Annotated in this window: 20 protein-coding genes and 3 tRNA genes; 20 read left to right on the top strand and 3 right to left on the bottom strand. The window is 59.1% G+C overall.

What is annotated here, in order from left to right; translation table 11 throughout:
* Positions 1-16: 16 nt before the first annotated feature.
* From carB to ACODTO_RS14395, 3 genes are read left to right on the top strand one after another with little or no spacing between them, the layout of a single operon-like run.
* A complete protein-coding gene (gene carB, locus ACODTO_RS14405) occupies positions 17-3,238 on the top strand; it encodes a carbamoyl-phosphate synthase large subunit (RefSeq protein WP_041024999.1) in 3,222 nt (1,073 codons plus the stop codon).
* Between the two features lie 2 nt (positions 3,239-3,240).
* Positions 3,241-3,717, top strand: a complete 477-nt coding sequence (gene greA / locus ACODTO_RS14400) for a transcription elongation factor GreA (protein WP_030139783.1) — start codon at positions 3,241-3,243, stop codon at positions 3,715-3,717.
* A 28-nt stretch (positions 3,718-3,745) separates the two neighbouring features.
* Entirely contained in the window at positions 3,746-4,150 is a 405-nt protein-coding gene (locus ACODTO_RS14395; protein WP_041024998.1) for a hypothetical protein, read from the top strand.
* Positions 4,151-4,160: 10 nt separating this feature from the next.
* Here the strand turns inward: ACODTO_RS14395 and ACODTO_RS14390 are convergent, their stop codons facing one another.
* Complete coding sequence (locus tag ACODTO_RS14390) at positions 4,161-4,469, bottom strand: YhbY family RNA-binding protein (RefSeq protein ID WP_024779952.1); 309 nt, start codon at positions 4,467-4,469, stop codon at positions 4,161-4,163.
* 105 nt (positions 4,470-4,574) lie between these two features.
* Here ACODTO_RS14390 and rlmE point away from each other — a divergent pair, with 105 nt between their 5' ends.
* The 16 genes from rlmE (at position 4,575) to ACODTO_RS14310 (ending at position 20,096) form a co-directional block, all read left to right on the top strand.
* On the top strand, positions 4,575-5,225 hold the full coding sequence (gene rlmE, locus ACODTO_RS14385; protein WP_041024996.1) for a 23S rRNA (uridine(2552)-2'-O)-methyltransferase RlmE: 651 nt from the start codon (positions 4,575-4,577) through the stop codon (positions 5,223-5,225).
* A 190-nt stretch (positions 5,226-5,415) separates the two neighbouring features.
* The gene (gene ftsH / locus ACODTO_RS14380) at positions 5,416-7,326 is read left to right on the top strand and encodes an ATP-dependent zinc metalloprotease FtsH (RefSeq protein ID WP_139648196.1); all 1,911 of its coding nucleotides are present in this window, start codon (positions 5,416-5,418) and stop codon (positions 7,324-7,326) included.
* A gap of 8 nt (positions 7,327-7,334) precedes the next feature.
* Positions 7,335-8,186, top strand: a complete 852-nt coding sequence (gene folP, locus ACODTO_RS14375; protein WP_175385920.1) for a dihydropteroate synthase — start codon at positions 7,335-7,337, stop codon at positions 8,184-8,186.
* A 16-nt stretch (positions 8,187-8,202) separates the two neighbouring features.
* Positions 8,203-9,540 (top strand): phosphoglucosamine mutase, encoded by a 1,338-nt coding sequence (gene glmM / locus ACODTO_RS14370; protein WP_489106610.1) that lies wholly within the window; start codon positions 8,203-8,205, stop codon positions 9,538-9,540.
* A 66-nt stretch (positions 9,541-9,606) separates the two neighbouring features.
* Positions 9,607-10,362 (top strand): triose-phosphate isomerase, encoded by a 756-nt coding sequence (gene tpiA, locus ACODTO_RS14365; RefSeq protein ID WP_139648202.1) that lies wholly within the window; start codon positions 9,607-9,609, stop codon positions 10,360-10,362.
* A gap of 4 nt (positions 10,363-10,366) precedes the next feature.
* Positions 10,367-10,750 carry a preprotein translocase subunit SecG gene (secG, locus tag ACODTO_RS14360; RefSeq protein ID WP_024779946.1) on the top strand — a complete coding sequence of 128 codons (384 nt, stop codon included), beginning with the start codon at positions 10,367-10,369 and terminating at the stop codon, positions 10,748-10,750.
* Between the two features lie 22 nt (positions 10,751-10,772).
* Positions 10,773-10,858: transfer RNA gene (locus ACODTO_RS14355), tRNA-Leu, on the top strand.
* A gap of 99 nt (positions 10,859-10,957) precedes the next feature.
* Positions 10,958-11,034 (top strand) — tRNA-Met (locus ACODTO_RS14350).
* Positions 11,035-11,173: 139 nt separating this feature from the next.
* On the top strand, positions 11,174-11,632 hold the full coding sequence (gene rimP / locus ACODTO_RS14345; protein ID WP_024779945.1) for a ribosome maturation factor RimP: 459 nt from the start codon (positions 11,174-11,176) through the stop codon (positions 11,630-11,632).
* A 59-nt stretch (positions 11,633-11,691) separates the two neighbouring features.
* Positions 11,692-13,173, top strand: a complete 1,482-nt coding sequence (nusA, locus tag ACODTO_RS14340) for a transcription termination factor NusA (protein ID WP_024779944.1) — start codon at positions 11,692-11,694, stop codon at positions 13,171-13,173.
* 27 nt (positions 13,174-13,200) lie between these two features.
* Positions 13,201-15,729: a translation initiation factor IF-2 gene (gene infB / locus ACODTO_RS14335; RefSeq protein WP_053193009.1), complete on the top strand. Its 2,529-nt coding sequence runs from the start codon at positions 13,201-13,203 to the stop codon at positions 15,727-15,729.
* A gap of 159 nt (positions 15,730-15,888) precedes the next feature.
* Positions 15,889-16,284: a 30S ribosome-binding factor RbfA gene (gene rbfA / locus ACODTO_RS14330; protein ID WP_053193010.1), complete on the top strand. Its 396-nt coding sequence runs from the start codon at positions 15,889-15,891 to the stop codon at positions 16,282-16,284.
* Positions 16,285-16,287: 3 nt separating this feature from the next.
* Positions 16,288-17,205 (top strand): tRNA pseudouridine(55) synthase TruB, encoded by a 918-nt coding sequence (gene truB, locus ACODTO_RS14325; protein WP_024779941.1) that lies wholly within the window; start codon positions 16,288-16,290, stop codon positions 17,203-17,205.
* Positions 17,206-17,347: 142 nt separating this feature from the next.
* Positions 17,348-17,617: a 30S ribosomal protein S15 gene (rpsO, locus tag ACODTO_RS14320; RefSeq protein WP_002555121.1), complete on the top strand. Its 270-nt coding sequence runs from the start codon at positions 17,348-17,350 to the stop codon at positions 17,615-17,617.
* A 176-nt stretch (positions 17,618-17,793) separates the two neighbouring features.
* On the top strand, positions 17,794-19,899 hold the full coding sequence (gene pnp / locus ACODTO_RS14315; protein WP_024779940.1) for a polyribonucleotide nucleotidyltransferase: 2,106 nt from the start codon (positions 17,794-17,796) through the stop codon (positions 19,897-19,899).
* 124 nt (positions 19,900-20,023) lie between these two features.
* Positions 20,024-20,096: transfer RNA gene (locus tag ACODTO_RS14310), tRNA-Thr, on the top strand.
* A gap of 15 nt (positions 20,097-20,111) precedes the next feature.
* On the opposite strand, the gene ACODTO_RS14305 is transcribed toward ACODTO_RS14310, so the two are convergent.
* Positions 20,112-20,657: a hypothetical protein gene (locus ACODTO_RS14305; RefSeq protein WP_489106609.1), complete on the bottom strand. Its 546-nt coding sequence runs from the start codon at positions 20,655-20,657 to the stop codon at positions 20,112-20,114.
* Positions 20,658-20,955: 298 nt separating this feature from the next.
* Between ACODTO_RS14305 and ACODTO_RS14300 the strand changes: the two genes are divergently transcribed.
* A complete protein-coding gene (locus tag ACODTO_RS14300) occupies positions 20,956-21,261 on the top strand; it encodes a DUF6388 family protein (protein ID WP_024779938.1) in 306 nt (101 codons plus the stop codon).
* A 39-nt stretch (positions 21,262-21,300) separates the two neighbouring features.
* On the opposite strand, the gene nadC is transcribed toward ACODTO_RS14300, so the two are convergent.
* Positions 21,301-22,149 carry a carboxylating nicotinate-nucleotide diphosphorylase gene (nadC, locus tag ACODTO_RS14295; protein WP_489106608.1) on the bottom strand — a complete coding sequence of 283 codons (849 nt, stop codon included), beginning with the start codon at positions 22,147-22,149 and terminating at the stop codon, positions 21,301-21,303.
* Positions 22,150-22,253: the final 104 nt, after the last annotated feature.

The following is a 22,253-nucleotide window of genomic DNA, read 5'->3' as shown; positions in this document are numbered from 1 at the left end:
TTTGAGTGACAAACCCATGCCAAAACGTACAGACATAAAAAGCATCCTGATTCTCGGCGCCGGCCCGATCGTGATCGGCCAGGCCTGCGAGTTCGACTACTCCGGCGCCCAGGCCTGCAAGGCCCTGCGCGAAGAGGGTTATCGCGTCATCCTGGTGAACTCCAACCCTGCCACCATCATGACCGACCCGGCCATGGCCGACGCCACCTACATCGAGCCGATCAAGTGGCAGACCGTTGCCAAGATCATCGAGAAAGAACGTCCTGATGCGCTGTTGCCGACCATGGGCGGCCAGACGGCGCTGAACTGCGCCCTGGATCTGGAGCGCGAAGGCGTCCTGGAAAAATTCGGTGTGGAAATGATCGGCGCCAACGCCGACACCATCGACAAGGCCGAAGATCGTTCGCGCTTTGACAAGGCGATGAAAGCCATCGGCCTGGAATGCCCGCGCTCGGGTATCGCCCACAGCATGGAAGAGGCCAATGCGGTCCTCGAAAAGCTGGGCTTCCCGTGCATCATTCGTCCGTCCTTCACCATGGGCGGTACCGGTGGTGGCATCGCCTACAACCGCGAAGAGTTCGAAGAAATCTGCGCCCGTGGTCTGGATCTGTCGCCGACCAAGGAACTGCTGATCGACGAATCCCTGATCGGCTGGAAAGAATACGAAATGGAAGTTGTCCGTGACAAAAAGGACAACTGCATCATCGTCTGCTCCATCGAAAACTTCGACCCGATGGGCGTGCACACTGGTGACTCGATCACCGTCGCGCCGGCCCAGACCCTGACCGACAAGGAATACCAGATCCTGCGTAACGCCTCCCTGGCGGTATTGCGTGAGATCGGCGTGGAAACCGGCGGCTCCAACGTCCAGTTCGGCATCTGCCCGGATACTGGCCGCATGGTGGTCATCGAGATGAACCCGCGGGTTTCCCGTTCGTCGGCCCTGGCTTCGAAAGCCACCGGTTTCCCGATTGCCAAGGTCGCCGCCAAGCTGGCCGTGGGTTATACCCTGGACGAGCTGTCGAACGACATCACCGGCGGCAAGACTCCGGCGTCCTTCGAACCGTCCATCGACTACGTCGTCACCAAGCTGCCACGCTTTGCCTTCGAAAAATTCGCCAAGGCCGACGCCCGCCTGACCACCCAGATGAAGTCGGTCGGTGAAGTCATGGCCATCGGCCGGACCTTCCAGGAATCCCTGCAGAAAGCCCTTCGCGGCCTGGAAGTGGGTGTCTGCGGCCTCGATCCGAAGCTGGACCTGAGCAACCCGGAAAGCATGAGCGAGCTCAAGCGCGAGCTGACCGTGCCGGGCGCCGAGCGTATCTGGTACGTGGCTGATGCCTTCCGTGCCGGCATGACCGTGGAGCAGATCTTCGGCATGAACATGATCGATCCTTGGTTCCTGGTTCAGATCGAAGATCTGATCAAGGAAGAGGAGAAGGTCAAGACCCTGGGCATGTCCAGCATCGACCGCGACATGATGTTCCGCCTCAAGCGCAAGGGCTTCTCGGACCAGCGCCTGGCCAAATTGCTGGGTGTGACCGAGAAGAGCCTGCGCGCTCATCGTCACAAGCTGGAAGTGTTCCCGGTCTACAAGCGCGTCGACACCTGCGCGGCCGAGTTCGCCACCGACACCGCCTACCTGTACTCCACGTACGAGGAAGAGTGCGAAGCCGCGCCATCGACGCGCGACAAGATCATGATCCTGGGCGGCGGTCCTAACCGCATCGGCCAGGGCATCGAGTTCGACTATTGCTGCGTACACGCCGCACTGGCCCTGCGCGACGACGGGTACGAGACCATCATGGTCAACTGCAACCCGGAAACCGTCTCCACCGACTACGACACCTCCGACCGTCTGTACTTCGAGCCAGTGACCCTGGAAGACGTGCTGGAAATCGTCCGTGTCGAGAAGCCGAAAGGCGTGATCGTCCAGTACGGCGGCCAGACCCCATTGAAATTGGCTCGCGCCCTGGAAGCCGCTGGCGTACCGATCATCGGTACCAGCCCGGATGCCATCGACCGCGCCGAAGACCGTGAGCGTTTCCAGCAGATGGTCGAGCGCCTGAACCTGCGTCAGCCGCCAAACGCCACTGTGCGCAGCGAAGACGAAGCGATTCGTGCCGCCGCCAAGATCGGTTATCCGCTGGTGGTGCGCCCGTCCTATGTACTGGGCGGTCGTGCGATGGAAATCGTTTACCAGGAAGAAGAACTCAAGCGCTACCTGCGTGAAGCGGTCCAGGTGTCCAACGACAGCCCGGTGCTGCTGGATCACTTCCTCAACTGCGCCATCGAGATGGACGTGGATGCGGTCTGCGACGGCAAGGACGTGGTGATCGGCGCGATCATGCAGCACATTGAGCAGGCCGGTGTTCACTCCGGTGACTCCGCGTGCTCGCTGCCGCCTTACTCGCTGCCGGCGCACATCCAGGACGAGATGCGTGAGCAGGTCAAGAAAATGGCCCTGGAACTGGGTGTGGTCGGCCTGATGAACGTGCAACTGGCGCTTCAGGGCGAAGACATCTACGTCATCGAAGTGAACCCGCGCGCTTCCCGGACCGTGCCGTTCGTCTCCAAGTGCATCGGTGTTTCCCTGGCAATGATCGCTGCCCGCGTCATGGCCGGTAAGACCCTGGCGGAGCTGAACTTCACCAAGGAGATCATTCCGAACTTCTACAGCGTGAAAGAGGCGGTGTTCCCGTTCGCCAAGTTCCCTGGTGTCGACCCGATCCTCGGCCCGGAGATGAAATCCACCGGTGAAGTGATGGGTGTTGGCGATACCTTTGGCGAAGCATTCGCCAAGGCCCAGATGGGCGCCAGTGAAGTCCTGCCGACAGGCGGCACGGCGTTCATCAGCGTGCGTGATGACGACAAGCCACTGGTTGCAGGCGTGGCCCGTGATCTGATCAACTTGGGCTTCGAAGTGGTCGCCACTGCCGGTACCGCCAGGCTGATCGAGGCGGCGGGCCTGAAAGTGCGCCGCGTGAACAAGGTGACCGAAGGGCGTCCGCATGTGGTCGATATGATCAAGAATGACGAAGTCACGCTGATCATCAACACCACTGAGGGGCGTCAGTCGATCGCCGACTCCTACTCCATTCGTCGCAATGCGCTGCAGCACAAGATCTATTGCACCACCACCATTGCTGCGGGCGAAGCGATCTGCGAAGCGCTCAAGTTCGGTCCCGAGAAGACCGTCCGTCGCTTGCAGGATCTACATGCAGGATTGAAGGCATGAGCATAACCAAGTACCCGATGACTGTTCAGGGCGCGAAGGCCCTGGAAGAAGAGCACGCTTTCCTGACCAAGGTCGAGCGCCCGCGCTTGAGCCAGGCCATTGGTGAAGCGCGTGAACTGGGCGATCTCAAGGAAAACGCCGAATACCATGCCGCTCGCGAAGAGCAGGGCATGGTCGAGGCGCGGGTGCGTGACATTGAAGGTCGCATGCAGAACGCAGTGATCATTGACGTCACCACCATCCCCCACACCGGCAAGGTGATCTTCGGCACCACCGTGGAAATCGCCAACGTCGAGACGGATGAAAGCGTCACTTACCAGATCGTGGGTGAGGATGAAGCAGACATCAAGCTGGGCAAGATTTCCGTCGGTTCACCGATTGCTCGTGCCTTGATTGCCAAGGAAGAGGGCGATGTGGTGGCAGTGAAAACGCCCGGTGGCGTCATCGAGTATGAGATTGTCGAAGTCCGCCACATCTGAACGAAGGCGCCCGCTGCGTGCGGGTGCCATGCTCTGGCAACTTGCCCAGATGCTCTGGGTCGGTGGCCTTTGGCTGCTGCATATCGGCCTGCTGCCGGTGCTGGGGCGAATCGGCCTGGCACCGCTGCTGATCGATGAAATTGTAGACATGCTGACGGCGCTGATGGTGGCGTTTTCAGCGGTCTGTGTGATATTCCAGGCGTTGGTGCTGGTTCAGGCCGAGGGCCGTGCCAGCCTATGGCGCGACATTCGTGGGCAATTGCTGCTCATGTCGTTGTACGCCTGTGGGATGTTTCTGGCGGTGAGTCTCGGCTGGCCGGATGCGAGCCAATGGCGAGTGTTCAGCTACGTGGTGCTGGGGCTTTCCGGGTTGGTGCTGGTGTTGCAGCCAGTGCCTGGATGGAGTGGCAGGGTGCGCGAAGCGCACCCTTGACCCTTTGGCATTACTTGAAGCGGTGTACGTTCGACAGTTGCTTGTTGACGCTGAAATTCTTGCGATAAAGCAATGCCATCTTACCGATGACCTGTACCAGGTCCGCCTTGCCGGTCTTGCACAGTTCTGCAATGGCAGCCAGACGGGCTTCGCGGTCGAGGATGTTGAGCTTGATCTTGATCAGCTCGTGATCGCTCAATGCGCGCTCCAGCTCGGCCAGTACACCTTCAGTCAAGCCGTTGTCCGCCACAATCAGAACCGGTTTCAGGTGGTGGCCAATGGATTTGTATTGTTTCTTCTGCTCTTGAGTGAGCGGCATAATCTGACCCCTGCGTCTGATCTTGTAAAAAAGCGGCGGCCAGTTTACCCGAGCGAGTCCGGGACCGCCCACTTAATCACGACCCGTTTTATGTAGAGGTGGCCTGTGGCCCGTTCCAAGACTAGCCTGAACTGGCTCAAAGAGCATTTCAACGATCCATACGTCAAGATGGCGCAGAAGGACGGCTATCGTTCTCGTGCCAGCTATAAATTGCTGGAGATCCAGGAAAAGGATCGATTGATCCGTCCGGGCATGACCGTGATCGACCTCGGCGCCGCGCCGGGCGGGTGGTCCCAGGTGACCAGTCGTCTGATCGGTGGTCAAGGGCGATTGATCGCTTCCGACATCCTGGAAATGGACAGCATCCCCGATGTGACCTTCATCCAGGGCGATTTCACGGAAGACGCCGTCCTGGCAAAAATTCTGGAGGCCGTCGGAAATACACAGGTTGACCTTGTGATTTCCGATATGGCCCCCAATATGAGTGGATTAGCGGCTGTCGACATGCCTCGTGCAATGTTTCTCAGCGAACTGGCCCTGGATCTTGCTGGGCGGGTTCTGCGTCCAGGCGGTGATTTCCTGATCAAGGTCTTCCAGGGGGAAGGCTTCGACGAATACCACAAGGGCATCCGCAAGCTGTTCGACAAGGTGCAGATGCGCAAACCTTTGTCGTCCCGTGACCGCTCCCGCGAGCAGTATCTGTTGGCGCGCGGCTTTCGCGGAGGGGAAGGATCGGGCAGTGATGAGCGTCTTTGAAAGACCTCGATAGTTTTTTTGTTTCGCCTTGCAAACGCCGCGTAATGACAATGGCGCGGCCAGGTTTCACAAAGGGTTACAGACGGCGCCTGCCAGAGTCGTAGGTAATGTAGTAAGTTAGGCCGGTGAATATCATGCGAAGCTCGCGCCGATAGCGGAGCCAGCTTCAGAGGGTAGTTAATTGAACGATATGGCAAAGAATCTGATCCTGTGGTTGATCATCGCCGCTGTCCTTGTGACCGTGATGAACAACTTCTCCAGCCCTAACGAGCCACAGACCCTCAACTATTCCGACTTCATTCAGCAGGTCAAGGATGGCAAGGTCGAGCGCGTTGCCGTCGATGGCTATGTCATCACCGGCAAGCGTACCGATGGCGACAACTTCAAGACCATTCGTCCGGCCATCCAGGACAATGGCCTGATCGGCGACCTGGTGGACAACCATGTCGTAGTCGAAGGCAAGCAGCCTGAACAACAAAGCATCTGGACCCAACTGCTCGTGGCCAGCTTCCCGATCCTGGTGATCATCGCGGTGTTCATGTTCTTCATGCGCCAGATGCAGGGCGGTGCCGGCGGCAAAGGCGGCCCGATGAGTTTCGGCAAGAGCAAGGCAAGGCTGCTTTCCGAAGATCAGGTGAAAACCACCCTGGCCGACGTCGCAGGTTGTGACGAAGCCAAGGAAGAAGTGGGCGAGCTGGTCGAATTCCTGCGCGATCCGGGTAAGTTCCAGCGCCTGGGCGGTCGTATCCCTCGTGGCGTACTGATGGTCGGCCCGCCGGGTACCGGTAAAACCTTGCTGGCCAAGGCCATCGCCGGCGAAGCCAAGGTACCGTTCTTCACCATTTCCGGTTCCGACTTCGTTGAAATGTTCGTTGGCGTGGGTGCCAGCCGTGTTCGTGACATGTTCGAACAGGCCAAGAAGCACGCACCATGCATCATCTTCATCGACGAGATCGACGCCGTTGGTCGCCATCGTGGCGCGGGCATGGGCGGCGGTCACGACGAACGTGAGCAGACCCTCAACCAGTTGCTGGTGGAGATGGACGGTTTCGAAATGAATGACGGCATCATCGTCATTGCTGCCACCAACCGTCCGGACGTGCTCGACCCCGCGCTGCTGCGTCCGGGCCGCTTCGACCGCCAGGTCGTGGTGGGGCTGCCGGATATCCGCGGTCGTGAACAGATTCTCAAGGTCCACATGCGTAAAGTGCCGATGGGCGACGATGTGGTTGCGGCTGTTATCGCTCGCGGCACGCCGGGCTTCTCCGGCGCCGACCTGGCCAACCTGGTCAACGAAGCATCGCTGTTCGCCGCTCGCGCCGGTAAGCGCGTCGTGGAGATGAAAGAGTTCGAACTGGCTAAAGACAAGATCATGATGGGCGCCGAGCGCAAATCCATGGTCATGTCGGAGAAAGAAAAGCAGAACACGGCTTACCACGAGGCGGGTCACGCCATCGTCGGTCGCGTCGTGCCTGAGCATGATCCCGTCTACAAGGTTTCGATCATCCCGCGCGGTCGTGCGCTGGGTGTGACCATGTTCCTGCCGGAAGAAGACCGCTACAGCTTGTCCAAGCGGGCGCTGATCAGCCAGATCTGTTCGCTCTACGGTGGCCGTATCGCCGAAGAGATGACATTGGGCTTCGACGGTGTAACCACTGGTGCATCGAACGACATCATGCGTGCCAGCCAGATCGCACGGAACATGGTGACCAAGTGGGGCCTTTCCGAGAAGCTCGGTCCGCTGATGTATGCCGAAGAAGAGGGTGAAGTATTCCTCGGTCGCGGCGGTAGCGGCCAGCATGCAAGTTTCTCCGGTGAGACCGCCAAGCTGATCGATTCCGAAGTGCGCAGCATCATCGACCAGTGCTATGGCACCGCGAAGCAGATCCTCACGGACAACCGTGACAAGCTTGATGCCATGGCTGATGCCTTGATGAAGTATGAAACCATCGATGCCGAACAGATCGATGACATCATGGCGGGGCGTCCGCCTCGCGAGCCGCGGGATTGGACGGGTGGTACGGGTACGCCTGGTACGCCTCCGGCGGTACAGGGCGAGCGCCCGGAAACACCGATCGGCGGTCCCGCTGCTGATGTCTAAGGCTTGAAATGACTTCTGTTCAGTCCTCGACCCGGTTGCCTTGTGGCAACCGGGTTCTTGATTTGGCCCGTGTGCATGTCATGGGCATTCTCAATGTCACTCCCGACTCCTTTTCCGACGGCGGCCGGTTTGGTCAGCTCGATGCTGCGCTGCGGCATGCCGAGTCCATGGTGGCTGCCGGTGCGACGCTGATCGATGTCGGTGGCGAGTCGACCCGGCCGGGCGCGCGGGCTGTTTCGCCTGTCGAGGAGCTGGAGCGGGTGGCGCCGGTTGTAGAGCGCATACACCGTGAACTGGATGTCATAATCTCGGTCGATACGTCCACGCCAGCGGTCATGCGCGAGACGGCTCGGTTGGGAGCGGGGTTGATCAACGATGTCCGCTCCCTGCAGCGAGATGGTGCCCTGGATGCCGCGGCGGCTACCGGATTGCCGGTGTGCCTGATGCATATGCTCGGTGAGCCGGGAACCATGCAGAACGACCCGCACTACGGCGATGTGACCCGGGAGGTTGGCGAATTTCTGGTCGAGCGCATGAATCAGTGTGCGCTGGCGGGTATTCCTGCCGAGCGGGTGGTGCTGGATCCCGGTTTCGGCTTTGCCAAGACCCTGGAGCATAATCTGAGCCTGTTCAAGCATATGGAAGCCTTGCATGCCCTGGGGCGACCGCTGTTGGTCGGGGTCTCGCGAAAAAGCATGATAGGCAATGCCTTGGGGCGTCCGGTGGGTGAGCGATTGTATGGCGGCCTCGCTCTCGCGGCGCTGGCCATTACCAAAGGCGCGCGCATATTGCGCGTGCACGATGTGACCGAAACGATGGATGTTGTGCGGATGATCGCAGCAGTGGATTCAGCCGAATAAGAATGACGGAGCACTTATGAGCAAGAAATATTTTGGCACCGACGGTATCCGTGGTCGGGTCGGCGAATACCCTATTACCCCTGATTTCATGCTCAAGCTCGGTTGGGCTGCCGGCATGGCGTTCCGCAAGATGGGCGCCTGCAAGGTGTTGGTCGGCAAGGACACGCGAATTTCCGGTTACATGTTCGAGTCGGCTCTCGAAGCCGGCCTGACTTCGGCGGGTGCTGACGTGATGTTGCTGGGGCCGATGCCGACTCCTGCCATTGCCTATCTGACGCGCACGTTCCATGCCCAGGCGGGTATCGTGATCAGCGCTTCCCATAACCCCCATGATGACAACGGCATCAAGTTTTTCTCTGGCAAGGGCACCAAATTGCCAGATGAAGTCGAGCTGATGATCGAAGAGCTGCTGGATACGCCGATGACGGTGGTCGAGTCGAGCAAGATCGGCAAAGTGTCGCGGATCAATGATGCATCGGGTCGTTATATCGAGTTCTGCAAGGGCAGCGTGCCGACCGGCACCAGCTTCGAGGGGCTGAAAGTCGTCGTCGATTGCGCCCACGGTGCGACCTATAAAGTCGCGCCGAGTGTATTTCGCGAGTTGGGTGCCGAGGTGGTGGTGCTGTCCGCCCAGCCTAACGGGCTGAACATCAACCACAACTGTGGTTCCACTCATACCGACGCATTGCAGGCCGCGGTCCTGGCCGAGCAGGCCGATCTCGGGATCGCCTTCGATGGCGACGGCGATCGTGTCCTGATGGTGGATCACACCGGTACTGTTGTCGACGGAGATGAACTGCTGTTCATCATCGCGCGCGATCTGCATGAGCGCGACAAGCTGCAGGGCGGGGTGGTCGGCACGCTGATGAGCAACCTGGGGCTCGAGCTGGCGTTTGCGGATCTGGATATTCCATTCGTGCGGGCCAACGTGGGTGACCGCTATGTCATCTCGGAGCTGCTGGAGCGCAACTGGGTCGTCGGGGGCGAGAACTCCGGTCACATCGTTTGCTTCGATCACACCACCACCGGTGATGCGATCATTGCCGCTTTGCAGGTGCTGATGGCGCTCAAGGCACGTAACGAGAGCCTTGCGCAGTCACGCCAGGCATTGCGCAAATGTCCGCAGGTATTGATCAACGTGCGTTTCGGCGGTGGGACGAATCCCATCGAGCATGCCACGGTCCAGCAGGCCAGCGAGCGTGTGACACAGGCGATGGCGGGGCGTGGACGCGTGCTGCTGCGCAAGTCTGGCACGGAGCCGTTGGTGCGCGTCATGGTCGAAGGCGAGGACGAAGCACAGGTTCGCGGTTATGCCGAAGAACTGGCAAAGCTCGTTACTGAAGTTTCTGCCTGAATTCGGCTTGCCAGTCATGAAACGGTTGGGTAACATCTGCGCCCACTTTGACCGACGAGGTACAGCATGCGTCGCCCTATGGTAGCTGGTAACTGGAAGATGCACGGTACCCGCGCCAGCGTCGCTGAGCTGATCAATGGCCTTCGTCATCTGGCCTTGCCAAGCGGTGTTGATGTCGCGGTATTCCCGCCTTGCTTGTATATCAATCAAGTGATTGATGGCTTGAAGGGCAAGTCGATTTCGATCGGCGCGCAGAATTCTGCGGTGGAATCCATGCAAGGTGCGCTGACCGGTGAAATTGCGCCAAGTCAGCTGGTGGATGCAGGTTGTTCCCTGGTTCTTGTCGGGCACTCCGAGCGTCGCCTGATCATGGGTGAGCAGGACAAGGCCCTGATTCGCAAGTTTGCAGCGGCTCAGGCCTGCGGTCTGACTCCGGTGCTGTGTGTAGGGGAAACCCTCGAGCAGCGTGAAGCCGGGAAGACCCTTGAAGTTGTCGGGCGTCAGCTGGGCAGCATCATCGAGGATCTGGGTGTCGGTGCTTTTGCAAAGGCAGTCATTGCTTACGAGCCGGTCTGGGCCATTGGTACCGGGCTGACTGCTTCGCCGCAACAAGCGCAGGATGTGCACGCCGCCATTCGCGCCCAGTTGGCGGCAGAGAATTCTGAAGTGGCACGAGGTGTGCGGCTTCTATACGGCGGCAGCGTGAAGGCGGCCAATGCGGTCGAACTGTTCGGCATGCCGGATATCGATGGGGGGCTCATTGGTGGAGCTTCCCTGAATGCAGATGAGTTCGGTGCGATCTGTCGCGCCGCGGGAAACTGAAAAAATGCTGGAAACAGTCGTAGTCGTTTTTCATCTGCTGGGTGCATTGGGCGTAGTTGCTCTGGTATTGCTGCAGCAGGGTAAAGGTGCGGATGCTGGTGCGTCTTTCGGTGCAGGTGCTTCAAATACTGTGTTCGGAAGCCAAGGTTCCTCTACCTTTCTTAGTAAGTTTACTGCTATACTTGCCGCCGGTTTCTTCATGACCAGCTTAGGGTTAGGTTACTTTGCTAAAGAGAAAGCTCATGAGCTGACTCAAGTAGGTTTGCCAAGCCCAGCGGTGTTGGAAGCGCCAAAGCAAAAACCGGCTTCTGATGATGTCCCGGTGCTTCAAGAGCAAAAGTCGGCCAACCCGGCGACTGACGTACCTCCAGCTCAAGAGCAGAAGTAAGAAGGTTTCAAACGCTGTATTTGCCGAGGTGGTGGAATTGGTAGACACGCAACCTTGAGGTGGTTGTGCCCATAGGGTGTAGGGGTTCGAGTCCCCTTCTCGGTACCAATTGAATCAGGAAAGCCCGCAATAGCGGGCTTTCTTGTAGGTGGAAGGGTTACATTGACCCTGTAGAGGATCGGTCGTATACTTCCGCCCCAGCTTTGTCGCGGGATGGAGCAGCCTGGTAGCTCGTCGGGCTCATAACCCGAAGGTCGTCGGTTCAAATCCGGCTCCCGCAACCAGTTTTAGGGCCCCTTCCAAGGGGCTTTTTGTTAGCTGGACACTTTATAACGCCGCTGTTCAACGGCGTTTCAGGGATGGGCGATTCGCCCATTTTTTTTTATTTGCACAGCATGCACAAACATGCACGAGGGGGTTCAGGTGTCGAGCAAGCTAGAACAGTTGCAGGCCTTGTTGGCCCCGGTGGTCGTGGCCCTTGGCTATGAATGCTGGGGTATTGAGTTTTCGGCTCAAGGTCGCCACTCACTGTTGCGCGTTTATATCGATAAGGAAGGCGGTGTGTTGGTGGATGATTGCGCCATCGTCAGCCGTCAGATCAGCGGTGTGCTGGATGTTGAAGATCCAATCAGCACCGAATACACCCTTGAGGTTTCCTCGCCCGGCATGGAACGCCCACTGTTCAGCCTTGAACAGTTTGCTTCGTTTGCCGGTGAACAAGTGAAGATCAAGCTGCGTTCGCCCTTCGAGGGTCGACGCAACTTTCAAGGCCTTCTGCGCGGTGTAGAAGAGCAGGACGTCGTGGTGCAGGTAGATGACCATGAGTTCCTGTTGCCGATCGATATGATCGACAAGGCCAACATTATTCCCAGTTTTGACTGATACGTGCCAGATACTGCGGATCCCGCGGATCCAATGGCTTGCGAAAGGCGAGGCGTACGATGAGCAAAGAAGTACTGCTGGTTGTTGAGTCGGTATCCAATGAAAAGGGCGTACCGGCTAACGTTATTTTTGAAGCGCTGGAGCTGGCTCTGGCCACTGCTACCAAGAAGCGGTTTGAAGACGAAGTTGATTTGCGTGTGGAGATCAATCGCCACACCGGTTCCTATGAAACTTTCCGTCGCTGGACGGTGGTCGAGGAAGCCGACCTGGATGATCCGGCTATCGAAACCTGGCCGAGCAAGGTTGCAGAAACGCATCCTGGCGCCAAGGTAGGTGACGTAGTAGAAGAGAAGATCGAGTCCATCGAGTTCGGTCGCATCGCTGCACAGACGGCCAAGCAGGTCATCGTGCAGAAGGTTCGTGAAGCCGAGCGGGCGCAAGTCGTTGACGCTTATCGCGAGAAGCTGGGCGAGATCATCTCCGGCACCGTGAAAAAGGTTACCCGCGACAACGTGATCGTCGACCTGGGCAACAACGCCGAGGCGCTGTTGGCTCGTGAAGACATCATTTCTCGCGAAACTTTCCGAGTGGGCGTGCGACTGCGTGCGCTGCTCAAGGAAATCCGCACCGAGAACCGCGGCCCGCAGCTGATTCTGTCGCGTACCGCGCCGGAAATGCTGATCGAGTTGTTCCGCATCGAAGTGCCGGAAATCGCCGAAGGCCTGATCGAAGTCATGGCTGCCTCCCGTGATCCGGGGTCGCGTGCCAAGATTGCGGTCCGTTCCAAGGACAAGCGCATCGACCCGCAAGGTGCCTGCATCGGCATGCGCGGTTCGCGTGTCCAGGCCGTATCCGGCGAGCTCGGCGGTGAGCGTGTGGACATCGTTCTCTGGGACGATAACCCGGCTCAGTTCGTGATCAACGCGATGTCGCCAGCAGAAGTGGCAGCAATTATCGTTGACGAAGATGCCCATGCCATGGACATCGCCGTTGGCGCAGACAATCTGGCTCAGGCCATCGGTCGTGGTGGTCAGAACGTGCGTCTGGCCAGCCAGCTGACGGGCTGGACCCTGAACGTGATGACCGAATCGGACATCCAGGCCAAACAGCAAGCTGAAACCGGTGACATCCTGCGCAACTTCATCGAAGAGCTCGAAGTCGATGAAGAGCTGGCGCAGGTACTGGTGGATGAGGGCTTTACCAGCCTGGAAGAGATTGCCTACGTGCCGGTGGAGGAAATGCTCAACATCGACGGCTTTGACGAAGACATCGTCAACGAGCTTCGCGCTCGGGCCAAGGATCGTTTGTTGACCAAAGCCATCGCTACTGAGGAAAAGCTGGCAGACGCCCATCCGGCCGAAGACCTGCTCTCGCTTGAGGGTATGGACAAGGATTTGGCGATGGAACTGGCGGTGCGCGGCGTAATTACCCGCGAAGACCTGGCCGAGCAGTCTATTGACGACCTGCTCGACATCGACGGCATTGACGATGATCGTGCCGGCAAGTTGATCATGGCCGCCCGAGCCCACTGGTTCGAGTAATTAGGCGCGGCCTGAGGAGAGAAGTGCATGACGCAAGTCACGGTGAAACAACTGGCCGATGAGGTCAAAACACCGGTAGAGCGCCTGTTGCAGCAGATGCGTGAGGCAGGTCTGCCGCACACCGCCGCCGAGGAACATGTGACCGACAGTGAGAAGCAGTCCCTGCTGACCCACTTGAAGAGCAGTCACAAGGCGAAAGTGGAAGAACCGCGCAAGATCACTCTGCAGCGTAAAACCACCAGCACCCTGCGTGTTGCCGGTAGCAAAAGCATCAGCGTAGAAGTACGCAAAAAGAAAGTTTTCGTCCAGCGCAGCCCGGAAGAAATCGAAGCCGAGCGCAAACGCGAACTGGATGAACGTCGCGCAGTAGAAAATGCCGCGCGCCAGAAGGCTGAAGAAGAAGCCAAGCGCCGCGCCGAAGAAGAAGCGCGTCGTCAGCCTGCCCCGGCCGCTGCGCAACCTGCTCCGGCGGAAGCCGTAGCGGCGCCTGCCCAGGTGGCTGAACCCGTGCGTGAAAGTGCACCGGTCCTGGAGGCAGCTCCTGCCCCTGCGGCTGACGCTCGCAAGCGCGACGAACCGCGTCGTCCGGACAAGCCACGTGCCGACGAGAACCGTCGTGGCGGTGGTGATGGCGAGCGCAAGAACGCTCCGCATCGTGCCTCGGTCAAGGAAAAGGCGCCGGCTCCACGGGTTGCTCCACGTACCACCGACGAAGAAAGCGATGGCTTCCGTCGTGGCGGTCGCGGCAAGGCCAAGCTGAAGAAACGCAACGCCCACGGTTTCCAGAGCCCGACCGGCCCTGTCGTGCGTGAAGTGAAGATCGGCGAGACCATCACTGTGGGCGATCTGGCCCAGCAGATGTCGGTCAAGGCTGCCGAGATCATCAAGTTCATGTTCAAGCTGGGTACGCCGGCCACCATCAACCAGGTACTGGATCAGGAAACTGCCCAGCTGGTTGCCGAAGAACTGGGCCACAAAGTGACCCTGATCAGCGACACCGCCCTGGAAGATTCCCTGGCCGAGTCCCTGAAATTCGAAGGTGAAGCGGTTCCTCGTGCGCCGGTCGTGACCGTCATGGGCCACGTCGACCACGGTAAGACCTCGCTGCTCGACTACATCCGTCGTGCCAAGGTAGCTGCTGGCGAAGCCGGCGGTATCACCCAGCACATCGGTGCGTACCACGTTGAAACCGATCGTGGCATGGTCACCTTCCTCGATACCCCGGGTCACGCCGCGTTTACCGCCATGCGTGCCCGTGGTGCCAAGGCGACCGACATCGTGATCCTGGTGGTCGCGGCGGACGACGGCGTGATGCCACAGACCATCGAAGCTGTTCAGCATGCCCAGGCAGCTGGCGTGCCGCTGGTGGTTGCGGTGAACAAGATCGACAAGCCGGGCGCCGACCTCGATCGCATCCGCAGCGAGCTGTCGGTTCACGGCGTGACTTCGGAAGACTGGGGTGGCGATACTCCATTCGTTCCGGTTTCCGCGAAGATGGGTACCGGCGTCGACGAATTGCTCGAAGCGGTATTGCTGCAAGCCGAAGTGCTCGAACTGACCGCCACCCCATCGGCCCCTGGCCGTGGTGTCGTGGTTGAATCGCGCCTGGACAAGGGCCGCGGTCCGGTGGCCACGGTCCTGGTTCAGGACGGTACGCTGCGTCAGGGCGACATGGTGCTGGTCGGTTCGAACTATGGTCGTGTTCGAGCCATGCTCGACGAGAACGGCAAGCCGATCAAGGAAGCCGGTCCGGCTATCCCGGTCGAGATCCTCGGCCTGGACGGTACGCCGGACGCTGGTGACGAGATGAGCGTTGTGGCTGACGAGAAGAAAGCCCGCGAAGTGGCTCTGTTCCGTCAAGGCAAGTTCCGCGAAGTCAAACTGGCTCGCGCTCATGCCGGCAAGCTGGAAAACATCTTCGAGAACATGGGCCAGGAAGAGAAGAAGACGCTCAACATCGTCCTCAAATCCGACGTCCGTGGTTCGCTGGAAGCCTTGCAGGGTGCTCTGAACGGCCTGGGCAACGACGAAGTGCAAGTGCGTGTGGTCGGCGGCGGTGTCGGTGGTATCACCGAAAGCGACGCCAACCTGGCACTGGCTTCCAATGCAGTACTGTTCGGCTTCAACGTGCGTGCCGATGCCGGTGCTCGCAAGATCGTCGAGCAGGAAGGTCTGGATATGCGTTACTACAACGTGATCTACGACATCATCGAAGACGTCAAGAAAGCCCTGACCGGTATGTTGGGCAGCGACGTGCGGGAGAACATCCTGGGCGTGGCCGAAGTTCGCGACGTGTTCCGTTCGCCGAAATTCGGTGCCATCGCCGGTTGCATGGTGATCGAAGGTGTCGTTCACCGTAACCGTCCGATCCGTGTACTGCGTGAAGACATCGTGATCTTCGAAGGCGAGCTGGAATCCCTGCGTCGCTTCAAGGATGACGCTTCCGAAGTACGTGCCGGCATGGAATGCGGTATTGGCGTCAAGAGCTACAACGACGTCAAGGTCGGTGACAAGATCGAAGTCTTCGAGAAGGTCCAGGTTGCTCGCAGCCTCTGACTCGCGCACTTCAAGAGCCACATCGGGTAGCCGCATGAACATGCGCTGCTTCGCTGGCGGACTCTAAACGCAACGCCCGGTCTGGCTTTTGTCAGGCCGGGCGTTTGCCGCTTTCAGACCTCACGGGTTTCACCGTGGGGCAGTAACAGGTAGCAAGACATGGCAAAAGAATATAGCCGTACCCAACGAATCGGCGATCAGATGCAGCGCGAGCTGGCCCAACTGATCCGCCGCGAAGTCAAGGACCCGCGTGTCGGCCTGGTCACCATTACCGCTGTGGAAGTCAGCCGTGACGTCGGTCACGCAAAGATTTTCATCACGGTGATGGGGCAGGACGGTGCCGATGACGTCGCCCAGAGCATCAAGGTGCTCAACGCGGCCGCCGGTTTCCTGCGCATGCAGTTGGCCCGGGAAATGAAGCTGCGCAGTGTTCCACAGCTGCATTTCCACTACGACGAGAGCGTCGCCCGGGGCGCGCACCTGTCGGCCTTGATCGAGCGCGCGGTGGCTGAAGACAGTCAACACGCGGCTGAACCCGAAGACACCAAGGAGTAACCGGTGGCTCAGGTCAAACGTATCCGTCGTAACGTCAGCGGTATCATCCTGCTCGACAAGCCGTTGGGGTTCACCTCCAACGCCGCCTTGCAGAAGGTTCGCTGGCTGCTCAATGCCGAGAAGGCCGGGCACACCGGCAGCCTCGATCCGCTGGCCACCGGCGTGCTGCCGCTGTGTTTCGGCGAGGCGACCAAGTTCTCCCAGTACCTGCTCGACTCCGACAAGGGGTATGAAACCCTGGCGCAATTGGGTAAGACCACCACCACGGCGGATGCCGAAGGCGAGGTTTTACGCGAGCGGCCGGTGACCGTTGGTCAGGCTGATATCGAAGCGGTGCTGCCCGGATTTCGTGGGCAAATCAGTCAGATACCGCCGATGTACTCGGCCCTGAAGCGTGATGGGCAGCCCTTGTACAAATTGGCCCGTGCAGGCGAAGTAGTGGAGCGTGAACCACGTTCTGTTACTATTGCGCGCTTGGAATTGCTGGCCTTTGACGGTAATACTGCACGGCTAGCCGTGGATTGCAGCAAAGGCACTTATATCCGGACCCTGGTTGAGGATATTGGTGAGCAGCTCGGCTGTGGTGCGTACGTGGCGGAGTTGCGCCGGACCCAGGCCGGACCCTTCACGCTGGCCCAGACGGTCACGCTGGAAGAGCTCGAAGCGGTACATGCCGAAGGCGGCAACGAAGCGGTCGACCGCTTCCTGATGCCATCGGACAGTGGGTTGCTGGATTGGCCGCTGTTGCAGTTCTCGGAACACAGCGCATTCTACTGGCTCAATGGCCAGCCGGTGCGAGCCCCGGATGCGCCGAAATTCGGCATGGTTCGGGTACAGGATCACAACGGTCGCTTCATCGGTATCGGTGAAGTGAGCGAAGACGGGCGCATTGCGCCGCGTCGACTGATTCGGTCGGAATGACCGGAACCCGTCTGTGTAACAGCAGGCGGGCGAGTGTGGCTGTTAACAGGCACGGTCACTACTCATTTATAGATACAGGGATCTGTCCCTGGCCTGTTGGTACGGTTTCCCCGGAAACGGTACCTCACAAGAGGAAAGCCACATGGCACTCAGCGTTGAAGAAAAAGCTCAGATCGTGACCGACTACCAGCAAGCTGTTGGTGATACTGGTTCGCCAGAAGTGCAAGTTGCACTGCTGACCGCCAACATCAACAAACTGCAAGGTCACTTCAAGGCCAACGGTAAAGACCACCACTCCCGTCGTGGTCTGATCCGCATGGTAAACCAGCGTCGCAAGCTGCTGGATTACCTGAAGGGTAAGGACGTAAGTCGTTACAGCGCCTTGATCGGCCGCCTGGGTCTGCGTCGCTAATAAGCGATTGCGCTATGAGGTTGGTGGTCTGTCAGTTGCCTGCGCTTTGCGTCGGCAACCGGCAGGCTCCCAGCCTCAAGTTTTATCTGGACAGTCGTTGGGCCGATTCCCCGCACTGCCCAAGAATTTCGCAAGAAGACAAGTTCCCCCAAGAGCCACAAAGAAGGTAGGACACCGTGAACCCGGTAATCAAAAAATTCCAGTTCGGTCAGTCGACCGTTACCCTCGAGACTGGCCGTATCGCCCGTCAGGCCTCCGGCGCAGTGCTGGTCACCGTTGACGACGACGTCAGCGTATTGGTGACCGTTGTCGGTGCCAAGCAAGCCGATCCAGGCAAGGGCTTCTTCCCTCTGTCTGTTCACTACCAGGAAAAGACTTACGCTGCCGGTAAGATCCCTGGCGGTTTCTTCAAGCGCGAAGGCCGTCCTTCCGAGAAAGAAACCCTGACTTCCCGACTGATCGACCGTCCGATCCGTCCGCTGTTCCCAGAAGGCTTCATGAACGAAGTGCAGGTTGTCTGCACCGTCGTTTCCACCAGCAAGAAGACCGATCCGGACATCGCTGCGATGATCGGTACCTCGGCTGCGCTGGCCATCTCCGGTATTCCTTTCGATGGCCCGATCGGCGCTGCCCGCGTTGCGTTCCACGAAAGCACCGGCTACCTGCTGAACCCGACCTACGAGCAACTGAAGGCCTCGAGCCTGGACATGGTCGTTGCCGGTACTTCCGAAGCCGTGCTGATGGTTGAGTCCGAAGCCAAAGAGCTGACCGAAGACCAGATGCTGGGCGCCGTACTGTTCGCCCATGACGAGTTCCAGGTGGTGATCAACGCCGTCAAGGAACTGGCCGCCGAAGCCGCCAAGCCAACCTGGACCTGGGCTCCCCAAGCCGAAGCCACCGAGCTGCTGGGCGCGATCCGTGCCGAGTTCGGCGAAGCGATCTCCCAGGCCTACACCATCACCGTCAAGGCCGACCGTTACGCGCGTCTGGGCGAGTTGAAGGACCAGGTCGTTGCCAAGCTGTCCGGCGAAGAAGGCCAGCCATCGGCTGCCGACGTCAAGGCCGCTTTCGGTGAAATCGAATACCGGACCGTTCGCGAGAACATCGTCAACGGCAAGCCACGTATCGACGGTCGCGACACCCGCACCGTACGTCCGCTGAACATCGAAGTCGGCGTTCTGCCGAAGACTCACGGTTCGGCGCTGTTCACCCGTGGCGAAACCCAGGCCCTGGTCGTTGCCACACTGGGCACTGCCCGTGACGCGCAACTGCTGGACACCCTGGAAGGCGAAAAGAAAGACCCGTTCATGCTGCACTACAACTTCCCTCCGTTCTCGGTGGGTGAGTGCGGTCGCATGGGTGGCGCCGGTCGCCGCGAAATCGGTCACGGCCGTCTGGCCCGTCGTTCGGTCCAGGCCATGCTGCCGGACGCCGACGTGTTCCCGTACACCATTCGCGTAGTATCGGAAATCACCGAGTCCAACGGTTCGAGCTCCATGGCTTCGGTCTGCGGCGCTTCCCTGGCCTTGATGGACGCCGGTGTGCCAATGAAGGCACCGGTTGCCGGTATCGCCATGGGCCTGGTGAAGGAAGGCGAGAAATTCGCCGTCCTGACCGACATCCTGGGTGACGAAGACCACCTGGGCGACATGGACTTCAAAGTAGCCGGTACCGCCAAAGGCGTGACCGCACTGCAGATGGACATCAAGATCAAGGGCATCACCGAAGAGATCATGGAAATCGCCCTGGGCCAGGCCCTGGAAGCGCGCCTGAACATCCTCGGCCAGATGAACCAGGTGATCGGTCAGTCCCGTACCGAACTGTCGGAAAACGCTCCGACCATGATCGCTATGAAGATCGACACCGACAAGATCCGTGATGTCATCGGTAAAGGCGGCGCGACCATCCGTGCGATCTGCGAAGAAACCAAGGCTTCGATCGACATCGAAGACGACGGTTCGATCAAGATCTTCGGCGAAACCAAGGAAGCGGCAGAAGCAGCACGCCAGCGCGTCCTGGGTATCACCGCCGAAGCCGAGATCGGCAAGATCTACGTCGGCAAGGTTGAGCGCATCGTCGACTTCGGTGCCTTCGTCAACATCCTGCCGGGCAAGGACGGTCTGGTTCACATCTCCATGCTGAGCGATGCTCGCGTCGAGAAAGTGACCGACATCCTGAAAGAAGGCCAGGAAGTGGAAGTGCTGGTACTGGACGTGGACAACCGCGGCCGTATCAAGCTGTCCATCAAGGACGTGGCGGCGGCCAAGGCATCGGGCGTTTAATCACCCCTTCGCCTGACTGCTGAACAACAAAACGCCCCGACTGGTTCGGGGCGTTTTGCTGTGTGTGGAAAATCCTTGTGGCACAGGTTGCTTGGTCACGGGCTGGATGCTAGGTTAGCTCACCGCCCGTGTAGCTCAGTCGGTAGAGCAGCGCACTCGTAACGCGAAGGTCGCAGGTTCGATTCCTGTCTCGGGCAAGATCTCCTCTCTCCTTATTTCACCTTCCTGCTCAACTCCTCAACCATGCGTTTGAGCTGATCCATCTCGCGATCCTGATCGCTGATCTTTCCTTTCAGCGTCGACATCTCGCTGTTGTTCGAACTCGAGCTGGAGCCGCTATTACGCTTGAGCTCTTCCACTTGCTTGCCAAGGTCGTTCAGGTCGCGCTCCTGTTCCTTGACCGTGCGTTTAAGTTCTTCAATTTCCCGGCTGCTGGAGTTGGAACTGGAACCGCTGTTGCGTTTGAGCTCTTCGATCTGCCGGGCCTGCTCGGCGAGGGTGCGCTTCTGGCTTTCCAGTTCGATAGCGTTGGCTTTGGCGGCTTGCTGCATGTCCTTCAAGTTATCGATGCTGATACCGGTTTTGTAGAAGACGTCGTTGCCAAATGAGCTACGAAGGGCCGAAATTTCATCGGATGGCTCTGGATAATTGGACGAGATCTCAACTGCCGCTTGCGCAGCGCTGGTCAATACCAGGCTGGCGAGTAGCAGGGTCGTGGTAGCCCGCCGAATAGACGTTAACCTTGGAAAGCTGCGCATTACAGAATCCTTATGAAGCGCCGATGTGGCACATCGCTATGACTCGGGATTCTGATAGATGTTCCTCGACCTCTTCCGTACGTGGACATAAGGTTTTTGTGCGGCAGATGTAAAGAGCCGTGTAAATCATCGGCAAAACGTCCTATATTCGTTGCCTGCATGAGCATTGCCCAGCAGTTTTCAAATGATCCACGAATGGTTCCAAGGACCAGGAAAACCGCGCTGCCAGCGGTTCTGTGTCAGAGAGATCCTTGATGATCCAGTCCCATCTTCCATTCCTTCGATCAGCGAGAACGACATGACGGCTAAAGAACTGACCCAAGAAGCCAGACACGAAGAAGCGCTGCGCAAATATGCCCTGGATACGCCTCAGTTACTGGAAGAAATCGGGAACCTGAGCGCCGATGAGCAGAAAGACCAGATTCAGTGGGCTTTCGAAGACGAGGCCGAAGCCCAGGGCTTGCAGCCTTGGGAGCTGACGCTCAAGTACACCAGCACACCTGAAGAGTTCGAGGCGCAGCGTCTTGCCTTGCACAAGGAGGCTGCCGAGGTGCTGGGTGTGGATTGGGATGAGTACTGCGAGATGAATAATCTGGTGGTCTGAAAAAAAACGCCAGCCTTCAGGGCTGGCGTTTTTTTATGCTCAGAGACTCAAGCGCATCGACAGATCCACCGCCTTCACATCCTTGGTCATCGCCCCGATCGAGATGTAGTCCACCCCGGTCTCGGCAATCGGCCGCAAGGTGTTTTCGTTGATCCCGCCGCTGGCTTCCAGCTTCGCCTTGTCGCCGTTCAGGCGCACGGCTTCACGCATATCGTCCAGGCTCAGTTCGTCGAGCATGATGATGTCGGCATTGGCCGCCAGCGCTTCTTTCAATTCCGCCAGGCTTTCCACTTCGACTTCCACCGGTTTGCCCGGTGCGATCTTGTGGGCGGCCGCGATTGCCTGGGCGATGCCACCGCAGGCTGCGATGTGGTTTTCCTTGATCAGGAAGGCATCGTACAGACCGATGCGGTGGTTATGGCAGCCGCCACAGGTGACGGCGTACTTCTGCGCCAGGCGCAAGCCGGGCAGGGTCTTGCGGGTGTCCAGCAGCTTGACCTGGGTGTCCGCGACGAAGTCGGCCAGGTAGCGGGCGCGGGTGGCGACACCCGAGAGCATCTGCAGGAAGTTCAGCGCGCTGCGCTCGCCGGTCAGCAGTGAGCGGGCCGGGCCTTCGAGGTGGAACAGCGCCTGGTCGGGGTTGGCCCGGTCGCCGTCACGCACTTGCCAGTGCACCGCGACACGCGGGTCCAGTTGCCGGAACACGGCGTCAACCCAGGCGGTGCCGCTGATGATCGCGGCTTCGCGGGTAATGATGGTGGCCTTGGCCAGGCGTTCGGCGGGGATCAACTGCGCGGTGATGTCGCCGCTGCCGATGTCTTCGAGCAAGGCGCGGCGCACGTTGGCTTCGATTTCGGCGGTCAGGTCGGCGAGACGTAGGTTCGGCATAACGGGCTCCACAGGCAAAGTGGGCCGATTATAGGGCCAGTGTCCTGTTGTACAAACATTGTTCACCTTGACCTGCATTTGGTCGGCTCTTCGCAACGTTTCCC

The organism is Pseudomonas sp. FG13 (assembly GCF_057809755.1).
Note: the sequence above shows the minus strand (reverse complement) of the source record. Positions and strands in the feature narration are given on the sequence as shown.

What these genes read in the sequence shown, in the direction of transcription:
- ACODTO_RS14390 (WP_024779952.1), bottom strand. Translation starts at nt 4,469, where the DNA reads ATGCCGCTCACTCAAGAGCAGAAGAAACAATACAAATCCATTGGCCAC.
- carB (WP_041024999.1), top strand. Translation starts at nt 17, where the DNA reads ATGCCAAAACGTACAGACATAAAAAGCATCCTGATTCTCGGCGCCGGC.
- ACODTO_RS14300 (WP_024779938.1), top strand. Translation starts at nt 20,956, where the DNA reads ATGACGGCTAAAGAACTGACCCAAGAAGCCAGACACGAAGAAGCGCTG.
- folP (WP_175385920.1), top strand. Translation starts at nt 7,335, where the DNA reads ATGACTTCTGTTCAGTCCTCGACCCGGTTGCCTTGTGGCAACCGGGTT.
- rbfA (WP_053193010.1), top strand. Translation starts at nt 15,889, where the DNA reads ATGGCAAAAGAATATAGCCGTACCCAACGAATCGGCGATCAGATGCAG.
- ACODTO_RS14395 (WP_041024998.1), top strand. Translation starts at nt 3,746, where the DNA reads ATGCTCTGGCAACTTGCCCAGATGCTCTGGGTCGGTGGCCTTTGGCTG.
- nusA (WP_024779944.1), top strand. Translation starts at nt 11,692, where the DNA reads ATGAGCAAAGAAGTACTGCTGGTTGTTGAGTCGGTATCCAATGAAAAG.
- secG (WP_024779946.1), top strand. Translation starts at nt 10,367, where the DNA reads ATGCTGGAAACAGTCGTAGTCGTTTTTCATCTGCTGGGTGCATTGGGC.
- ftsH (WP_139648196.1), top strand. Translation starts at nt 5,416, where the DNA reads ATGGCAAAGAATCTGATCCTGTGGTTGATCATCGCCGCTGTCCTTGTG.
- glmM (WP_489106610.1), top strand. Translation starts at nt 8,203, where the DNA reads ATGAGCAAGAAATATTTTGGCACCGACGGTATCCGTGGTCGGGTCGGC.
- ACODTO_RS14305 (WP_489106609.1), bottom strand. Translation starts at nt 20,657, where the DNA reads ATGCGCAGCTTTCCAAGGTTAACGTCTATTCGGCGGGCTACCACGACC.
- infB (WP_053193009.1), top strand. Translation starts at nt 13,201, where the DNA reads ATGACGCAAGTCACGGTGAAACAACTGGCCGATGAGGTCAAAACACCG.
- tpiA (WP_139648202.1), top strand. Translation starts at nt 9,607, where the DNA reads ATGCGTCGCCCTATGGTAGCTGGTAACTGGAAGATGCACGGTACCCGC.
- nadC (WP_489106608.1), bottom strand. Translation starts at nt 22,149, where the DNA reads ATGCCGAACCTACGTCTCGCCGACCTGACCGCCGAAATCGAAGCCAAC.
- rpsO (WP_002555121.1), top strand. Translation starts at nt 17,348, where the DNA reads ATGGCACTCAGCGTTGAAGAAAAAGCTCAGATCGTGACCGACTACCAG.